Origin of the sequence: Geomonas sp. RF6 (genome assembly GCF_021044625.1) — a bacterium.
Lineage (GTDB): Bacteria > Desulfobacterota > Desulfuromonadia > Geobacterales > Geobacteraceae > RF6.
Genome location: NZ_CP087999.1, coordinates 2,804,418 through 2,821,270, shown reverse-complemented (window position 1 = coordinate 2,821,270; position 16,853 = coordinate 2,804,418). Strand labels below are relative to the sequence as shown.

At 63.2% G+C, this 16,853-nt stretch carries 17 protein-coding genes; all 17 read right to left on the bottom strand.

The genetic code is table 11. The annotated features are described in order from the left end of the window. Complete coding sequence (lptB, locus tag LPW11_RS12120) at positions 1–738, bottom strand: LPS export ABC transporter ATP-binding protein (RefSeq protein ID WP_230994147.1); 738 nt, start codon at positions 736–738, stop codon at positions 1–3. Continuing rightward, the gene (gene lptA, locus LPW11_RS12115) at positions 719–1,210 is read right to left on the bottom strand and encodes a lipopolysaccharide transport periplasmic protein LptA (RefSeq protein ID WP_230994146.1); all 492 of its coding nucleotides are present in this window, start codon (positions 1,208–1,210) and stop codon (positions 719–721) included. Before lptA ends, lptB begins: the two co-directional genes overlap by 20 nt. After that, the gene (gene lptC / locus LPW11_RS12110) at positions 1,207–1,740 is read right to left on the bottom strand and encodes an LPS export ABC transporter periplasmic protein LptC (protein ID WP_230994145.1); all 534 of its coding nucleotides are present in this window, start codon (positions 1,738–1,740) and stop codon (positions 1,207–1,209) included. Before lptC ends, lptA begins: the two co-directional genes overlap by 4 nt. A gap of 131 nt (positions 1,741–1,871) precedes the next feature. Further along, entirely contained in the window at positions 1,872–2,801 is a 930-nt protein-coding gene (gene fcl / locus LPW11_RS12105; RefSeq protein WP_230994144.1) for a GDP-L-fucose synthase, read from the bottom strand. Beyond that, positions 2,794–3,843, bottom strand: a complete 1,050-nt coding sequence (gene gmd / locus LPW11_RS12100) for a GDP-mannose 4,6-dehydratase (RefSeq protein WP_230994143.1) — start codon at positions 3,841–3,843, stop codon at positions 2,794–2,796. Before gmd ends, fcl begins: the two co-directional genes overlap by 8 nt. 137 nt (positions 3,844–3,980) lie before the next feature. Next, positions 3,981–5,447: a bifunctional D-glycero-beta-D-manno-heptose-7-phosphate kinase/D-glycero-beta-D-manno-heptose 1-phosphate adenylyltransferase HldE gene (gene hldE, locus LPW11_RS12095; RefSeq protein ID WP_230994142.1), complete on the bottom strand. Its 1,467-nt coding sequence runs from the start codon at positions 5,445–5,447 to the stop codon at positions 3,981–3,983. A 70-nt stretch (positions 5,448–5,517) separates the two neighbouring features. Then, a complete protein-coding gene (locus LPW11_RS12090; protein ID WP_230994141.1) occupies positions 5,518–5,889 on the bottom strand; it encodes a GxxExxY protein in 372 nt (123 codons plus the stop codon). A 91-nt stretch (positions 5,890–5,980) separates the two neighbouring features. Continuing rightward, a complete protein-coding gene (locus LPW11_RS12085) occupies positions 5,981–6,925 on the bottom strand; it encodes a hypothetical protein (RefSeq protein WP_230994140.1) in 945 nt (314 codons plus the stop codon). A gap of 160 nt (positions 6,926–7,085) precedes the next feature. After that, positions 7,086–8,096, bottom strand: a complete 1,011-nt coding sequence (locus LPW11_RS12080) for an NAD-dependent epimerase (protein WP_230994139.1) — start codon at positions 8,094–8,096, stop codon at positions 7,086–7,088. A 66-nt stretch (positions 8,097–8,162) separates the two neighbouring features. Further along, complete coding sequence (gene waaC / locus LPW11_RS12075) at positions 8,163–9,161, bottom strand: lipopolysaccharide heptosyltransferase I (protein WP_230994138.1); 999 nt, start codon at positions 9,159–9,161, stop codon at positions 8,163–8,165. A gap of 58 nt (positions 9,162–9,219) precedes the next feature. Then, complete coding sequence (locus LPW11_RS12070; RefSeq protein WP_230994137.1) at positions 9,220–10,509, bottom strand: nucleotide sugar dehydrogenase; 1,290 nt, start codon at positions 10,507–10,509, stop codon at positions 9,220–9,222. A gap of 29 nt (positions 10,510–10,538) precedes the next feature. Further along, positions 10,539–11,693, bottom strand: coding sequence for a glycosyltransferase family 4 protein (locus LPW11_RS12065; protein WP_230994136.1), 1,155 nt, complete (start codon positions 11,691–11,693; stop codon positions 10,539–10,541). A 17-nt stretch (positions 11,694–11,710) separates the two neighbouring features. After that, positions 11,711–12,832 carry a glycosyltransferase gene (locus LPW11_RS12060; RefSeq protein ID WP_230994135.1) on the bottom strand — a complete coding sequence of 374 codons (1,122 nt, stop codon included), beginning with the start codon at positions 12,830–12,832 and terminating at the stop codon, positions 11,711–11,713. Further along, positions 12,829–13,950: a glycosyltransferase WbsX family protein gene (locus tag LPW11_RS12055; protein ID WP_230994134.1), complete on the bottom strand. Its 1,122-nt coding sequence runs from the start codon at positions 13,948–13,950 to the stop codon at positions 12,829–12,831. Before LPW11_RS12055 ends, LPW11_RS12060 begins: the two co-directional genes overlap by 4 nt. Before the next feature lie 40 nt (positions 13,951–13,990). Then, positions 13,991–14,977, bottom strand: coding sequence for a glycosyltransferase family 4 protein (locus LPW11_RS12050; protein ID WP_230994133.1), 987 nt, complete (start codon positions 14,975–14,977; stop codon positions 13,991–13,993). Then, positions 14,974–16,092 carry a putative lipopolysaccharide heptosyltransferase III gene (gene rfaQ, locus LPW11_RS12045; RefSeq protein ID WP_230994132.1) on the bottom strand — a complete coding sequence of 373 codons (1,119 nt, stop codon included), beginning with the start codon at positions 16,090–16,092 and terminating at the stop codon, positions 14,974–14,976. The genes LPW11_RS12050 and rfaQ overlap by 4 nt, the downstream gene beginning before the upstream one ends. Next, complete coding sequence (locus LPW11_RS12040) at positions 16,085–16,840, bottom strand: glycosyltransferase family 2 protein (RefSeq protein ID WP_230994131.1); 756 nt, start codon at positions 16,838–16,840, stop codon at positions 16,085–16,087. The genes rfaQ and LPW11_RS12040 overlap by 8 nt, the downstream gene beginning before the upstream one ends. Positions 16,841–16,853 lie beyond the last annotated feature (13 nt).

Here is a 16,853-nt window from a genome sequence, read left to right as displayed (position 1 = left end):
TCACAGCCTGAATTTCTCCCCGAGGTAGATCTCCCGGGCCTTCTTGCTCTGCGAAATCTGTATCGGGTCGCCGTACTCCAGCACTTCCCCCGCGCTCATTATGTAGGCCGTGTCGCATACACCGAGCGTCTCCCGGACGTTGTGGTCCGAGATCAGGACACCGAGCCCCTTTTCCTTCAGGGCGGTGATGATGTTCTGGATGTCGATGACCGCTATCGGGTCGATCCCCGCGAACGGCTCGTCCAGGAGGATGAAGGACGGATCGGTGGCGAGCGCCCGGGCGATCTCCACGCGGCGCCTTTCCCCCCCCGAGAGGGCGTAGCCGCGGCTCGACGCTATGTGCTCGATCCGGAACTCCCCCAGGAGCTCCTCCACCCGCTCCCGGCGCCGCTGCCCCGAGATGGGGAGGGTCTCCAGGACCGCCAGGAGGTTCTCCCGCACGGTAAGTTTCCGGAAGACGGAGGGCTCCTGCGGCAGGTAGCTGATCCCGCGCCGCGCCCGCTGGTACATGGGGAGCTTCGTGATCGCCTCGCCGTCCAGGAAGACCGAGCCGCCGTCGGGGCGGGTCAGCCCCACCACCATGTAGAAGGTCGTCGTCTTCCCGGCGCCGTTGGGCCCGAGAAGCCCCACGACCTCCCCGGAGGAGACCTTCAGGTCGACCCCCTTCACCACCTTGCGCTGGTTGAATTCCTTTGCCAGCCCCTCTGTATAAAGGGTACTACGGTTTTGCGCCTGCATCTTTCTCCCCGGGGTAGATCGTCGCCTCAACCCGCCCGCCGGTCACCACGGAACGCTGCTCGTCGACGTAGTAGGTGATCTCCTTCCCGGTAATGAGGTTCTTCCCCTGCATGACCCGCGGGGAGCCGTCCAGCACGATGCGCCCCCCCTTGTTGTCGTAGACCGCATGGGCACCGACCGCCTCGCGGTCACCCTGCACGATGCGCACGTGCCCGAACGCCTCCACCTTGGAGAGGTCCTTCCCGCTCTCGCCGTAGCTGATGACCAGCTTGTCGGTGTACAGCGTGAGGTCCCCCTGACGGGCGACGACGCTCCCCTCGAAGGTCGCCGTCTTCTTCTCGTTATCGGCGTGCAGCTCGTTCGACTTGATCTTCAAAGGCTCCTTCCCGTGGGTCGGCGCCGCGGCAAGACCGGACTGCGCCAGGAGGGTGAGGAGAGCCGTGACCGCCGCCATCCTTTTCATCGCCTTCATCGCCGCGCTCCCTCCGGCTGCACTTCGGCCTCCACCTTCGAGAGCTTCAGCTTGTGCGACTTCGTATGCCACTCCATCCCTACCCCTTCCATCGTCAGCCCCTCCCCCCTGAAGTTCACCTTTTCGGGGCTCTCCAGGGTCGACCGCGCCGCCACGTACCTGACTTGCGGGGCGGTGAAGTGCAGCCCCGAAGCGCTCTTCCCCTGGACGTTCCCGGAGAGGGAGACGTTCTTCGAGGCATGGTCATAGTCGGCACGGTCAGCGGTGACCCTGATCTCACCCGCAGAGCTGTTCAGGATGGTCAGGTTCACCCGCGCAAGCGAGGTGCGTCCTTTGTTCTTGTCGTATTCTGCCCGGTCCGCCGTCAGGTCCCACTGCTTGACCCCGTGGCGGCTCTCGGTAAAGCGGATTGCCTGGAGGGAGACGTCGATCTGCACCGGCAGCTTCTGGATCGCCAGTCGTGGCGACTTCGTGCGCTGCATCCGTATCAGGATGGTGGCAGTGACGAGAATAGCCCCGGCAACTGCCATGAAAGCTACGAATCGCCTGATATTGTTACGTTTAAGCATAATTTCGTAGCGGAGTATACCATCTTGGAAAATGGGTGTAAAGCTCGTTCTGGCAAAATGGGCGCTTTTGGCACAAAGATTGAAAAGGAGTATTACGCCCTATTGGCCAGGTACCATTGGTACACGTTCTTGAGCCCCTCGTTAAGGGGGATCCGGTGCCTCCAGCCGAGCCCGTGAATGCGGTTCACGTCGGAGAGCTTGCGCGGCGTGCCGTCGGGCTTGGAGCTGTCGAAGACGAGCTCCCCGTCAAACCCTACCGTCTCCTTAATGAGCCGTGCCAGATCCCCTATGGTCAGCTCCTCCCCCGACCCCACATTCACCGGGTCCCACCCCTCGTAGCGCTCCATGAGGTAGAGGGAGGCGTCCGCGACGTCGTCCACGTGGACGAACTCCCGGAACGGGGTGCCGCTCCCCCAGATGCTCACCGTCGGCGAGGCGGAGACCTTCGCCTCGTGGAACTTCCGGATCAAGGCGGGAAGGACGTGGGAGGTGGTGAGGTCGAAGTTGTCGTTCGGGCCGTACAGGTTCGTAGGCATGGCGCTTATGTAGCGGGTGCCGTGCTGCCGGTTGTACGCCTGGCACATCTTGATCCCGGCGATCTTCGCGATGGCGTACGCCTCGTTTGTCGGCTCCAGCGGCCCGGTGAGAAGCGCGTCCTCCCGGATCGGCTGGGGCGCCATGCGCGGGTAGATGCAGGTGCTGCCGAGGAAGAGGAGCTTTTTCACGCCGGTAAGAAAGGAGCTGTGAATGGTGTTGCTCTGGATCATCAGGTTGTCGTAGATGAAATCGGCCGGCTTCGTGTTGTTCGCCACGATCCCCCCGACCCGCGCCGCGGCGAGGAAGACGTAATCCGGGCGCTCCGCGGTGAAAAAGGAGAGGGTCTTTTCCTGGTCGCGCAGGTCGAGCTCCTGGCTCGTGCGCAGTAGGAGGTTCGTGAAACCCTCCTCCTCGAGGCGGCGTACGATCGCGGAGCCCACCAGTCCCCGGTGCCCCGCCACAAAGATCTTGGAAGATTTATCCATTGGCTTTCCGCTCCCTTTCCGCCAACTCCAGGTCGGCGTCGGTCATCATCTCCACCAATGCCTTGAAGCTTGTCTTCGGCTCCCACCCCAGCTCGCGGCGCGCCTTTGCGGCGTCACCGAGCAGGAGGTCGACCTCCGCGGGGCGGAAGTAGCGCGGGTCGATCTCCAGCGCCACCTTCCCGGTGGAGGCGATGATCCCCTTTTCGTGCACCCCTTCCCCCTGCCACACGAGCGGCATGTCGAGGCGCGCGAAGACGAGCTCGGCGAACTCGCGCACGCTGTGCGTTTCGCCGGTCGCCACCACGTAGTCGGAGGGCTCCGGTGCCTGCAGCATGCGCCACATCGCCTCCACGTAGTCCCCCGCAAAGCCCCAGTCCCTCTTCGCCTCCAGATTCCCGAGATAGAGGCGGTCCTGCAGGCCGAGCTTGATGCGCGCGGCCGCACGGGTGATCTTCCTCGTCACGAAGGTCTCGCCGCGGCGCGGGGACTCGTGGTTGAAGAGGATGCCGTTGCAGGCGAACATCCCGTAGCTTTCGCGGTAGTTCAGCGTTATGTAGAAGGAATACGCCTTCGCGCAGGCGTAGGGGGAACGGGGGTAAAAAGGGGTCGTCTCCTTCTGCGGGGTCTCCAGGACCTTCCCGTACAGTTCCGAGGAGGATGCCTGGTAGAAACGGGTATTGATCTCCGTCTCCCGGATCCCCTCGAGGATGCGGGTCGTGCCGAGGGCGTCGACCTCGCCGGTGTACTCCGGGATGTCGAAGGAGACGCGGACGTGGCTCTGGGCACCGAGATTGTAGATCTCGTCCGGGCGGATCTCCCGCAGGAGGCGGTTTATGGAGCTTGCGTCGTTCAGGTCGCCGTAGTGCAGAAGGAGGCGGTTCTCCGACTCGTGGGGGTCACGGTAGACATGGTCGATGCGGCCGGTATTGAAGGACGAGGAGCGGCGGATCATGCCGTGCACCTGGTACCCTTTTTTGAGGAGCAGCTCCGCCAGATACGAGCCGTCCTGCCCTGTTATGCCAGTTATAAGAGCCTTCTTCACGGGTCCTCCACGAAAATTGCAGCATGCAGAAGGGGACAAAATACATGAGGGCTTGCGCCTGTGCAAGATTTAATCCGAATCTTTAAAGGGGGCAGGCACCTTTCAACAAAGGAGCCACTCCCCGGAACACCGCTTCGTTAGCTGTAATTCTTCATGATTTTTTCGATGATGCGGGTGGTGGAGCGACCGGCAACGAACTGCACGAGCTCGATGCGCCCGCCGTACCCCTCGACGATCTCGTGTCCCACCACCCCTTCGCGGGTGTAGTCCCCCCCCTTCACCAGCACCATCGGTCGTATCGTCTCGATGAGCCGGATCGGGGTGTCTTCGTCGAAGATTACCACGAAGTCGACGCAGTCCAATGCTGCCAGTATGTGCGCGCGCTCCGCCTGGTCGATGAGGGGGCGGCTCTCCCCCTTAAGGCGACGCACGGAGTCGTCGCTGTTCAGTCCGACGATAAGCATATCTCCGAACTCGCGCGCTTTCTGCAGGTATTTTACATGACCCACGTGCAGGAGGTCGAAACAGCCGTTGGTGAAGACGATTCTCTTGCCGCGCGTTCTCTCCTGCGCCGCGATGCGGGCGACGACGTCGAGGTTCTTGATCTTCGAGTCGCTGTCCTTCTGGCCGTGGCCGACCTCCGCCACGATCTCGTCCGGGGAGACGGTGGAGGTGCCGAGTTTTCCGACGGCGATTCCCGCCGCCACGTTCGCCACCCAGGCCGCCTTCGCCAGCGGGAGACCGCAGGCGAGCCCGAGGGAGAGGACCGAAAGGACCGTATCGCCGGCGCCGGTGACGTCGAAGACCTCGCGGGCAACGGTCGGAATGTGGGTGGCGGCGCCGTCGTTGAAGAAGAGGGACATCCCCTGTTCGCTGCGGGTAATGAGGAGCGCGTCGAGCTCGAGCTCGGAGAGGAGGGTATCCGCCGCCGCCTCCAGCGAGGGGAGGTCGGTGATGGCGGTCCCGGAGGCAGCCTCCGCCTCCTTCCGGTTCGGCGTGAGGATGGTGGCGCCGCGGTACTTGCCGTAGTCCTTCCCCTTCGGGTCGACCACCACCGGGATGGAGAGCTCGCGGCCGGTCTGGCAGAGCGCGGCGAGGAGCGCGGGGGTGAGGACCCCCTTCAGGTAGTCGGAAACGAGGATCACGTTGAAGTGCTCAGCGTTTTCGGAGAGGTACTGGAGGAGGGCCGATTCGCAGGATGAAGAGATCGGCGCAGTCGTCTCGCGGTCGATGCGCACGATCTGCTGGTTGGCGGCGATGACGCGCGTCTTCTTGCTGGTGCGGCGCCCCGGCTCCTCCACGACGCCGGAGAGGTCGGCACCGATCTTTTCGAAGGCGCGGCGCAGGAGCGCGCCGTTGTCGTCGTCGCCGATGACGCTGCACACGGTGACGGAGCACCCGAGTGCCACAAGGTTGTTGACCACGTTACCCGCGCCGCCGAGACGCAGGTCTTCGCGGGAGACCTCCACGACCTGGACCGGGGCCTCCGGGGAGATGCGCTCCGTGCGCCCCCAGAGGTACTCGTCCAGCATGAGGTCGCCGATAACGAGCGCACGGACACCGGTAGCCTTCGCGAAAAACGATTCGACTTCTCTTCTTTCCAACAAAAACCTCCAAAGCGTTTTTTGTCCGCAGATTACGCAGATTTACGCAGATTTAAAACCGAAACCGAAACTACAAATCCAGAACAAAGCGGTCATGTTCCAGGCTTCTTGCTCCAAAGTTGAGAAGGAGGGCGCGTTTTGACCTCGTTGCCTTCAGGTAGTTGATCACCTGCCCGTGATCTTTGCCTGTCAACATTTCCAGCGCCTTAAGTTCCACGATGATGCTCTCATAGCAGATAAAGTCTGCTTTGTACGAAGTGCCGAGGCGAATGTCCTTGTAGAAGACCGGAAGCTCCACCTCGCGACAGAAGGGAATTCCCCTCGACGTCAGCTCATGTGCCAGAGCCTCCTGATACACCGCCTCCAGAAAGCCATGACCGAGAACTCTGTGCACCTCCATGGCAGCGCCGATAATAGCGTACGTCTCCTGATCCCGATTCATGCAGCCCCCCTATCAAAAAAACATGTCTGGAATGCCTTTGATTCAGGTTTTAAATCTGCGTAAATCTGCGTAATCTGCGGAGAAAAAGCCTCTAGATTTTACTCAGGATCCCCGCAGCCAGCAGGGGGATCATGATCTCGTGGTGCCCGGTCAGGGTGTACCCGTGGCTCTTCCCGGAGGTCGGGCGCTTCACCACGTTTTGCAGCGGACGGTAGTGCTGCTGCATGTCGAAGTTTGCGGTGGTGAAGTGGTCGACATGGTGCCCGAGGTTCTGCGCGATGGAGAGCGCCTTCAGGAATACCTCCGGCAGCAGTACCGCGCTCCCCACGTTGAGGTACACCCCCCCGTCCCCAAGCTGCGAGACGACGGAGGTGAAGGTCCTGAAGTCGGTATAGCTTGCGGCACCGATGACGGCGCCATCTGCGGTGGGGTGCTGATGGGTGATGTCGGTCCCTACCGCCACATGCACGGTGATGGGGATCCCCTTCGCCACGCACGTCGCAAGAAGGCTGTGCTCCCGGTACGGTAGCTCGTTGTCGAGGATGGCACGCCCGATCGACTCGCCGTGCCCGCGCCCTTCGGCTACACCTTTTTTCAGCGCGGCGTTGATGTGCGCGCCGGTCTCCTCAGCCATCCCGAAGGTGCCGGCGTGCAGCACCGCACCGACGTCTTCACTGGTGGCGCCGATGAGCGCGATTTCGTAGTCGTGGATCGAGCCGGAGCCGTTCAGCGCGACGGCGGTGATGATGTCCGCTTCGATGAGGGATTTCAGCACCGGCTGCAGCCCGCACTTGATCACGTGCCCCCCCATGGCGACCACGACCGGCTTCCCTTTCTGCCGGGCGACCACCACCGCGTCGATCACCGCGTTCAGAGACTGCGCTCCGAGTTGCGCCGGCATCGCCGCGAGGAGCTGCGACACGCTCATTCCGGGGGTAACCGGTGCAGCGAGATCCTTCTCCACGGTCATCTTGTTCTTGCGCTCTTTGATCGGATAGGTCTGTACCCCGGAAAAATCGAGTGGTGCGTGCTTCATCGGCTACTCCTGTCTGTTTGAATATATCTTGTACATCTGCCGGAAACGTTACATCTGCCGGAAACGCTGCGCTTATTCCGGCCTACATTGAGCCGTTCGCACCGCGTCCCCTCCCTTTCAAGGGGAGGGACAGGGTGGGGATGGGGTCCGGCGGCGGCCGCTACACCCCGTAATACTCCCGGTACCAGCCCACGAAGCGGCCGATCCCTTCCTCGATGGAGGTGGCGGGCTTGAAGCCGACGTCCGCCATCAGGTCGTCCACGTTCGCGTACGTCGCGGGGACGTCCCCCGCCTGGATCGGCAGGAGGTTCTTCTGGGCGGTCTTTCCGAGCGCCTTTTCCAGCACCTCGATGAAGTGCATGAGCTCGACCGGGTTGTGGTTACCGATGTTGTAGATCCGGTACGGAGCGTAACTCGTCCCGGGGTCCGGGTTGTCGCCGCTCCAGGCCGCATTCGGCTCCGGGATCTTCGCGGTCACCCGCAGCACCCCTTCCACGATGTCGTCGATGAAGGTGAAGTCCCGGCGCATCTTCCCGAAGTTGAAGACGTCGATCGGCTTCCCCTCAAGAATCGCTTTCGTGAAGAGAAAGAGCGCCATGTCCGGCCTCCCCCACGGTCCGTACACGGTGAAGAAGCGAAGCCCCGTGGTGGGGAGGTTGTACAGGCTCGAATAGGTGTGCGCCATGAGCTCGTTCGCCTTCTTCGTCGCGGCGTACAGGGAGACCGGGTGGTCGACGTTGTCGTGCACCGAGAAGGGCATCGCGGTGTTCGCGCCGTAGACGGAGCTGGAGGAAGCGTAGACGAGGTGCTTCACCCCGTTGTGGCGGCACCCCTCGAGAATGTTGATGAACCCCTGGATATTGCTGTCGATGTAGGCGTACGGATTGACGAGGGAGTAGCGCACCCCGGCCTGTGCGGCGAGGTTCACCACCCGCTCGAACTGCTCCGCCTCGAAGAGGCGGGCGATCCCCTCACGGTCGGCGAGATCCATCGTCACGAGGCGGAACCCGGGCCGCCCCTCCAGCTGCTTCAGTCGCGCCTGCTTCAGCGTCACATCGTAGTAGTCGTTCATGTTGTCGAGGCCAACCACCTCGACGCCGCTGTCGAGCAGCCTCTTGCTCAGGTGAAAACCGATAAAGCCGGCCGCGCCGGTCACCAGGATTTTTGCCACGGGTTGCCTCCTCTATTGGTAAATGGGGGAATGGAATGACACGCGCAGTGACCTCTCCCTTCTCCCTCAGCCTTCTCGCTGCGTCCGAGTCTGCTGCTGGAGCAATTCTTCGGCGTGCCTCACGATCGTCTCTTCCTCGATCTCCTGCATGGGGCGCCCGATCCCTCGCGGCGGCACGACGATCCTGCTGATCTCCGACGGGTAGGTGCACACCGGTGTCGGACCAAAGAGGGCGATGACCGGCACGTTATTGGCCCACGCGATGTGGGTCGGTCCCGTGTCGCCGCCGATGACGAGATCGGCGCGGCTTACCGCCGCCTTCAGCTGGTTCAGGTTCAGCCGGGGGAGTATCCGGGCCGAGGGGCAGCGCTTCTCGATGTAGCGCGCCGTTTCCAGCTCCTGATCCCCTCCGTGACAGATGAGGATGTTCGCCTGCAGCCGGTTGCAGATCGAGGCGAACCTGTCGGCCGGGTAATTCTTCAGCCCGAGGCTCGTCCCCGGAACGAGGAGCACGTTCTTCCCCTCCCCCTGGAAAAATCCCGCGGACGCCTCGGCGTCCCCCGCGCCATGGAAGAGGTAGGGAGACTTCTTCAGAAGCTCCTCCTCCGCAAAGGGAATCCCCAGCGACTGCGCCGCGAGAGTCGTATAGCGGGCGACCGGAGTTATCGACATCGGCGGCGCGAAGGTCCTGTCGTACAAGAAGGTCGCCAGCGGCTCCTTTGCCACGGTGCGGTGGAAGCCGCAACGGACCTCCCCCGCCTTCCTGGCGATGACCGCCGATTTTAGCATGCCGTGCAGATCGATGGCGACATCGAACTTTCCCGCTTCGACGACGCGACGGTACTCCCCCCTCACCTTTTCGAGGGAAAGATTCTTCTTCAGCCCCTTGAGCTTCACCTTCACCACCGCGTCGAGGTCGGGGTTGTGATCGAGGATGTCGGCGAACTTCGCATCGGCAAACCAGGTGATGGAGCTCTCCGGGAGGTGGCGCTTGATGAACTGCAAGGCGGCCATGCAGAAAATTATGTCACCGAGGGAGGTGAGCCTGACTATGGCGATCCTCAAGAGCAAGCCTCCTCACCCGGACGGTTATTCACAGTACGCATTCCGTCAAATCCTTTCACTACAGCCGCCACACCGCCAGCCCTGCATCGGCAAGGAGAGAAGGGTCGAAAATACCTTTGACGTCCGCCAGAACAGCACCCTCCTCCGCCAGCGCGCACAGGTCGGACGGAGCGAGGGCCCGGTACTCCTTGTGGGCAACGCCGACGATGAGCGCTGCGGCAGGTTCGAGACGGTCCAGTGGAGTGAGCTCCACGCCGTACTCGTGGAGCGCTTCTGCACGGTCGGCGAGCGGGTCGTGAACCTGCACCCGCAGGCCGTAGTCATTCAGCTCGGCGATGATATCCACCACCTTGGAGTTGCGGATGTCCGGGCAGTCCTCCTTGAAGGTGAGCCCGAGGACCGTCACAGTGGCGCCGACGACGCTGCGCCCCCCACGGATCATCTCCTTGATGGTGCGCTGGGCGATGAAGCGCCCCATTCCGTCGTTGATCCGCCTCCCCGCCAGGATGACCTGCGGGTGGTATCCCAGCTTCTCCGCCTTGTGGGTCAGGTAGTACGGGTCCACTCCGATGCAGTGCCCCCCGACCAGTCCGGGGGTGAATCTCAGGAAGTTCCACTTCGTCCCGGCGGCCTCGAGCACCTCTGCCGTGTCGATACCCATCCGGTCGAAGATGAGGGAAAGCTCGTTCATGAAGGCGATGTTTATATCTCGCTGGGTATTTTCGATGACCTTGGCCGCCTCGGCGACCTTTATGCTGGAGGCGCGGTGCACCCCCGCGGTCACGACCGACTCGTACACCGACGCGACGATCTCGAGGGTGGCGGCATCCTGCCCCGCGACGACCTTCTTGATCTTCGTGAAGGTGTGCTCCTTGTCCCCCGGGTTGATGCGCTCGGGGCTGTAGCCGACGGTGAAGTCCCTGCCGCACAGAAGCCCCGACTCCTGCTCCAGGATCGGCACGCACTCCTCTTCGGTGACACCGGGGTAGACGGTGGACTCGTACACCACAATCGCCCCCGGCTTCAGCGCCTTCCCGACCGTGCGCGACGCGCGCAGCACCGGGGTCAGATCCGGCTGGTTCGCACTGTCCACCGGAGTAGGGACAGCGACGATGTGGAAATCCGCGGCGCGCAGGTCCTCGACACTGTCGGTGAAGAGGATATCCGCCGCGGCGAGGTCGTCCGCCGTCACCTCCGCGGTGCGATCCTTGCCGGCTTTCAGCTCCGCGATGCGTGCGGCGTTGATGTCGAAGCCGACGGTCCTGCGCACCTTGCCGAACGCCACCGCCACAGGAAGTCCCACGTACCCCAACCCCACCACCGATACGATACGCTCTCTTGCACTCATAACATCTTCTGACCTTTCCTCAAACTGCATCACTTTCTTCCTGCACCCCCGGCCGTGCAATGCGGCATGACCTTCTCGATCACCGCCAGAGTCTGCCGGGTGTTCTCCTGCATGGTCAGCGCGGCAGCAGTGCGCGCGGCGGCAGCGGACATGCGCCTGCGGGTCTCACGGTCGGCGAGGCGGCGGATCGCCGAGGCAAGTTCCTCCGCATCGAGCGGATCCCGGACCACGACTCCCTCCTCACCGTCGCGGATGAGCTCGGAGACGCCGTTGTGAGGCGTCGTTACCACAGGAAGACCGCACACCATCGCCTCCAGCGTCGCGTTGCTGAAGGGGTCGTAGCGGGTCGGAAAGACGAAGAGGTCGCATCCGAGGTAAAAACGCTCGGGATCGCGCACCGGACCGGTGAAAACCACCCGCTCGGCAATCCCCAGGCTCTGGGCGCGCCGCTTAAGCTTTGCAGTGTGCCCCTTCCCCACCACGAAGATCTTGAAGGGGAAGTCCAGCTTCGCCGCAGCCTCCACGAGAGCTGGGACCCCTTTGCGGCTGAATCCGGAGCCGACGTAGAGGATGCGCACCTCGTCGCGCAGCCCGTATTCCTCCGCAAGCCGCTGCCGCAAAGTTTCCCGCTCCGAAAGGGGGAAGGCGGCTCCATCTATCCCGTTGTAGACCACGTGGATCTTCTCCGGGGGGACGCCGTAGAGGGAGACGATCTCCTCCTTGCCGATATGCGAATTGGCGATGATGGCGCGCAGCCGGGGATCGGTGAAGAGCTTGCGCTCCAGGCGCAGGTAGGTGAGCTGGAACGGGTTCAGATAGGTGCCAAGCCACCCCCACACGCCGCGGTCGAGGTTTTTCTGGCGCAGCCACATCCGGTGACACCCGTCCCCCGCACGGTACACATCCTGGCGCAGGGTGCGCTCCAGGCTGAACACCACGTCGAAGCGCTCGCGATCGATGATCCTGCGGCACCCGAGGGAAAAGGTGAGCGCCTTCAGCCATCCCGGAAACTTCACCACGGGGACCCGATGCACCGTCACCGCCGCCGAGCCCCCCGCCTCCCACTTCGCGGCGAGGACGTGCACCTCGTGCCCCGCGGCGCACAGACCATCCACGAGGCGCGCCATGTACCGCTCGGCGCCGCCGAAGGGGGTATATTTCTGCCTGATCAGGGCAATTTTCACCTACATCTCCACATGCTTCAGCGCTTCCCCTTCCGCTCCAGGAGATACTCGTAAAACTCCACCGTTTTCTGCGCCATGATGTCGTCGGTGTAGCCGCTCATGATATGCGCCTGCGCGGCCTTCCCCATCTTCCGGCGCAGCTCGTCATCGCGAAGGAGCGCCCCGATGCCACTGGCAAAGGATGCGGCATTGCCGGTCTCCGCCATGATCCCGGTGACGCCGTCCACCACGAGCTCCGGTATGCTCCCCACCGGCGCTGCCACGACAGGGCGCCCCATCGCCATCGCCTGGCTTATCGACTGCGGCACCCCCTCGAACTTATCGGAAGTGAGGACCGCTATGTCGGAGATAGAGAGGAGTTCCGGGACGTCGCTGCGATACCCTGTGAGGATGAAGAGATCCTCCACCCCCGCCTCCCGAATCAGCCCCTCTACCCAGCCGCGCCCCGGCCCCTCCCCTACGACGAGGAAGCGCAGGTCGGGAAAGGAGGGGCGCAGCAGCCGAGCCGCCTCCACCAGCAGGTCGTGCCGCTTCATGCCACGCAGCACCGCCACCATCGTCACCACCCGGCACCGCGCCGGAATACCGAGTTGTTCCTTCCCCCCCACCCCCTGGAGCCCCGCCGCCGAGAAGCGGTCAAGAGATACTCCGGTGGCGATGGAGATGATGCGCCCCGGGTCGATCCCGTTGTCGGCGATCATGGTGTTCCTGATCGCCTCGCCCGTGGTGACGATCCCGTCCGCCATGCGGTACACGAAGTTGAAGGGGTTGTTGGAAACCGGCATGGAGAGGTGCCGCGTGCGCACCAGGAGGTCAACTCCGCACACTTTTGCGGCAAACCCAGCGGACCAGCTGTCCTTGCCGCTGTGGGTGCTCACCACGTTGATGCGGTGCTTCCTTATTACCCGCGCCAGAGAGAGCACCGCGAGGGGATCGATGCTCCCGCGCATCACCACCTCTTCCACCGGGAGCTCCAACTCCCGCGCCTTCTTCAGGATTCCGCTGCCGGGCTGGCAGGCGATCACCACCTGGTGCCCAAGCTCCCGCATCTTGAGACATTCGAGGATGATGCGCTGCTCCTGCCCTCCCCACCCGTCGGACCATTCGGTGTGCAGGATGTTGTAGCGGGCGCGGGTCATGCCGTGGACACCTCGCTGACCGCCTCCCGCGTCGCCTCCAGAAACTTCCGGCCGTTGCGGGCATCCGGCTCGAGCTTGCACCCTTCGGCCCACTCGTTCCAGGCGTTTATGAAGACGAGCTGCTCCTCCGGGTGGAAGCGCTTCGTGCTGGCCAGCGCCTCCTTCAGCCACTCACCATAGAGAGCGGCGTCGTCGTTTTGCAGGATGCGGGCGCCGTCCCTTCTCCTGGCGCTGTTGTCCCACCCCGGGATGACAGTCGGGAAGACCTTCCCCTCCCGAGCGAGCCCGCGCACCGCCTTCGCCACGTACTTCCGGTAGTCGTACACGTCGCTCACGTAGAGGGGCTGCCGGAGGGGGTTCCCGGAAAGTCGCCCTACCAGGGCGTTCGTCTTCCGCTTCACCTTGTTCACGATCTTCTGCACCGGGCTGCGGTGCGGGAAGTACGCGCCGTTTGGTTGAAACTCCACGACGCCGTCGAAGCCGAGGTCGGTGAGGTCGCGGAAGGAGTTCTTCACGAAGTTGTTCTTCACCGCCACCAGGTAGAGGTCGGGGAATCCATGCTTCTTCGCGCCGCGGCGCCACATCTCGATCATCCTGGCTACGTGCGGTATCAGGTCGACACGGTAGATCAGGAGGAGGGGCTTTTTGTGCACCGTGATGTAGCGCTTGTCCTTGAAGACCTGCAACAGCCACTCGAGGTGGGCGAGGTCGTCCTCCTCGCTGTGGGTCTGCTCCAGGAGGACGTGCTTGTTCAGCCCTGTCCAATTGCGGGTCCACGATTCGTTCGCCCAGCAAAGGCAAAAGGGGAATTCGGGCCTGCCGCTGGAGAGCACCTCGTCGAAGGGACGCTGCAAGACGCGCTTTCCATTGAACCAGTAGTGGTAGTAGCAAAAGCCGGAGATGCCGTAGCTCTTGGCGAGCTCAGCCTGTGCAAGCCGGGTCTCCTCCAGGCGCAGGTCGTAGAAGCCGAGGTCGGCCGGAAGCTGCGGCTGGTGGTGCCCCTTGAACCGCGGCTTCGCCTTCGTGACGTTGGTCCACTCGGTAAAGCCCTTCCCCCACCACTCGTCGTTTTCCGACGTCGGGTGGAACTGCGGCAGATAGAAACAGATCGTCTTCATGCTAAGTCCTTTGCTCTTTTCTTTCCCACGCACGCGGGGGCTACAGTATCTCTCGTAGCGCAGCCGCGAGCTTCTCTCCCACCGCCTGGAGGGAAAATTCCCGCTCCACAAGGAGGCGGCCGCGGCCGCCGATTCCTGTGCAGAGCGCGGCGTCCTGCAAGAGGCGCCTAAGGGGCCCGGCGAACGCTTCACCATTTGCTGCGAGGAAGCCGTTGCTCCCGTGCGCAATGACGCTGCGGTTGAAACCCCAGTCGGTCGCCACCGCCGGGACCCCCGCCGCCATGTACTGCAGGAGCTTGTAGCTGCACTTCCCCTCGGTCCAGCGGTTCATCGGCATCGGCATGACCCCGATGTCGAACTTGGCAATCTCCGCTTCCTGCGTCTCCAGGCTCCACGGCACGTTTCGCACGGTGACCCCCTCAATCGCGAACTCCCTGTTGGACAGGACCCGCAGTTCGAGGTCGAACTCGCTGGCGACCTCCTGCAGCGCGGGGGATATCATGGCGAGGTGGTGCAGGTTCCCTCCTCCTCCGACCCACCCGATAACGCGCGGGTGCCCCGTCCCCCCCCACTCCTTCACCGGGACTCCGGCAACGGGGACCGCGGAAGGGACCACCGCAACGCGCCGGCCGAAATGGGAGGCGACGGCCGCAAGGGTTGGGTTCCCCGCCACCACCAGATCCGCGTGGCGCACGGTCCGGTTGAAGCGGCGCTCCCGAGTCCTGCTGATCGGGTCGGCATGGCTGTCGTCCCGCATATAGATCGCGTCGTCGAAGTCGAAGACGAGCTTGCGGGAGAGGTGGCGCAGGAGGGCGAACTCCCAAGACCTCAAAAGCTTCTTCTGGAGGAATACGACGTCGTACTGGGGCAGGGTGGTGAAGAGCCGCGCCCTCTCCTTCGCGGTGCGGGGGTACGCAGCGTTTTCCACCTGAAACCCGTGGGAGGCGAGTTCTGCCGCGAGGTTCAGGACCCGGACCCTGCTGGAAGGGAGTCGAGGGTCCTGGTACAGCATAAGGAGCTTCGTCATGCAGGCACCGTCGAGAGGAAGGACCGCGCCGTCTCGCGCAGCTCGGCGTCGCTGAAGTTCAGGCAGTCGCTCACCTTGCTCCCGTTGCAGCCGTCCCTGCGGCACGGCACGCACGCGCGCTCCGCCTGCAGGACGGTATGGCGGCTGGCGCGCTGCACCCCGTTCGGCGCGTGGTACGGGTTCCTCCCCATGGAGTTGTCCCAAGGCCCCCACTCCGGCACGGAAGTCGGGCCGAAGATCCCGAGCACCGGGACATCGAGGGCGGCCGCCATGTGCATCGGGGCGGAATCAACGCCGACGAAGAAGCGGGCGGCGGCGCTCAGGGCACCAAGCTCCTTCAGGCTGAGGGCGCCGCTGAGGTCGTGGTGCGGGGTGGAGAGAAGGGGAAGGAGCCCCGCCAGGTACGAGAGCTCCTTCACTTCCGGCGCGCAGGTAAGGACCGAGGGGAGACCGGAGAGACGGGATATCTCATCGATGAGGAAGGCGACCTTTGAAGGGGGGAGAGCCTTGAACATCCAGCGCGAGGTGACATGGGCGTGAAAAAATCCCTTCTCGGGGAGGGAGACGGCGGCGAGGCGGCGGGCCACGTTCTCACCATCGGCGGGGGAAAAGTAAAAGGAGACGGCGCGCTTCTCCGCGGTGAGGCCGAGGGCCGAGAGAGCCTGCAGGTTCTTCTCGACCGCGTGGTACTCAGCGCCAGGGCGCGGCACGAGCTCTGTGTAGATCAACCTTTTTCCCACCATCCCCTGGCTCATCGGGTCGACCCCAGCACGGACGCGGGCGCCGCTCACCAGCGACACGATCGCCCCGCGGTCCCCCTCGGTGAGGTTCAGCACCATGTCGAAGCGCTCGGCGCGCAGGCGGCGGTAGAAAGCAGCCTCTTCCCGAAGGCGCTTAAGGAAGGAGTTCTTCTTGATGTTGCGGTTGTAGACGATTACCTGGTGCACCGCCGGGTGCCCCTCCAGCATGGCCTCGGTCCCCGCGTTTACCAGCGCGCTGATTTTTGCTCCCGGAAAGGCGGCCTTGAGGTTGTCGAAAAGGGGGGCGCAGAGCAGCACATCCCCAATGTTGCGCAACTTGATCACCAGGATCCTGGATATGCCGGCCTTATCCACACACTTTCTCCGATTTGTTCAGTTCGATGGCCTTGCCGTACTTGTAAAAGGTGTAGTGGGAATAGAGCATGGAGAGGAGAAAGCCTGTGTACCCTTCCAGAAAGCCGAGTTTGAGGAGGTACATCTTCAAGAAGGTGAAGAGGGGCTTTCCCACAAGGTGCAGTACCCCCGGCTTCTTCCCTGCTTTTACCAGCTCGTTTGCCGCGAGGGTCGAATACTTGTCCATGCGCAGCAGGTAGTCGGATATGCCGGAATAGGTCATGTGCACCAGGTTCCCGGAGAGGATTTCTACCGGTCCTTCCGTCACCAGCGACTCGTGGACGCTGCGCTCGCTGAAGGAAGAGCGGCGTCTGTCGTAGAGGCGCATGTTGTAGTCGGGGTACCAGCCGCAGCGCCTGATCCAGCGTTCGCCGAAGTAGTTTTCCCGCGCCACCTTGTAGCAGGGGACGTCGCCGAGCGTTGCCGAGAGGATCGACTCCTTCAGCCTCGGGGAGACCCGCTCATCGGCGTCGATGTTGAAGATCCAGTCGTGGGAAGCGAGGGTGGCGGCGACGTTCTTCTGCCTGCCGTACCCCTCCCAGGAGTGGCGCACGAAGCGGACGCGCGGGTGAGCGCGGCAGATCTCCTCGGTGCGGTCGGTGCTGCCGGAGTCGACCACGACGATTTCGTCGGCGAAATCGAGGCTCGCGAGGCAAGAGCCGATGTTGGCCTCCTCGTTGAGAGCAATTATGGTCGCAGTAATCTTCAAAAACACCTCAAAG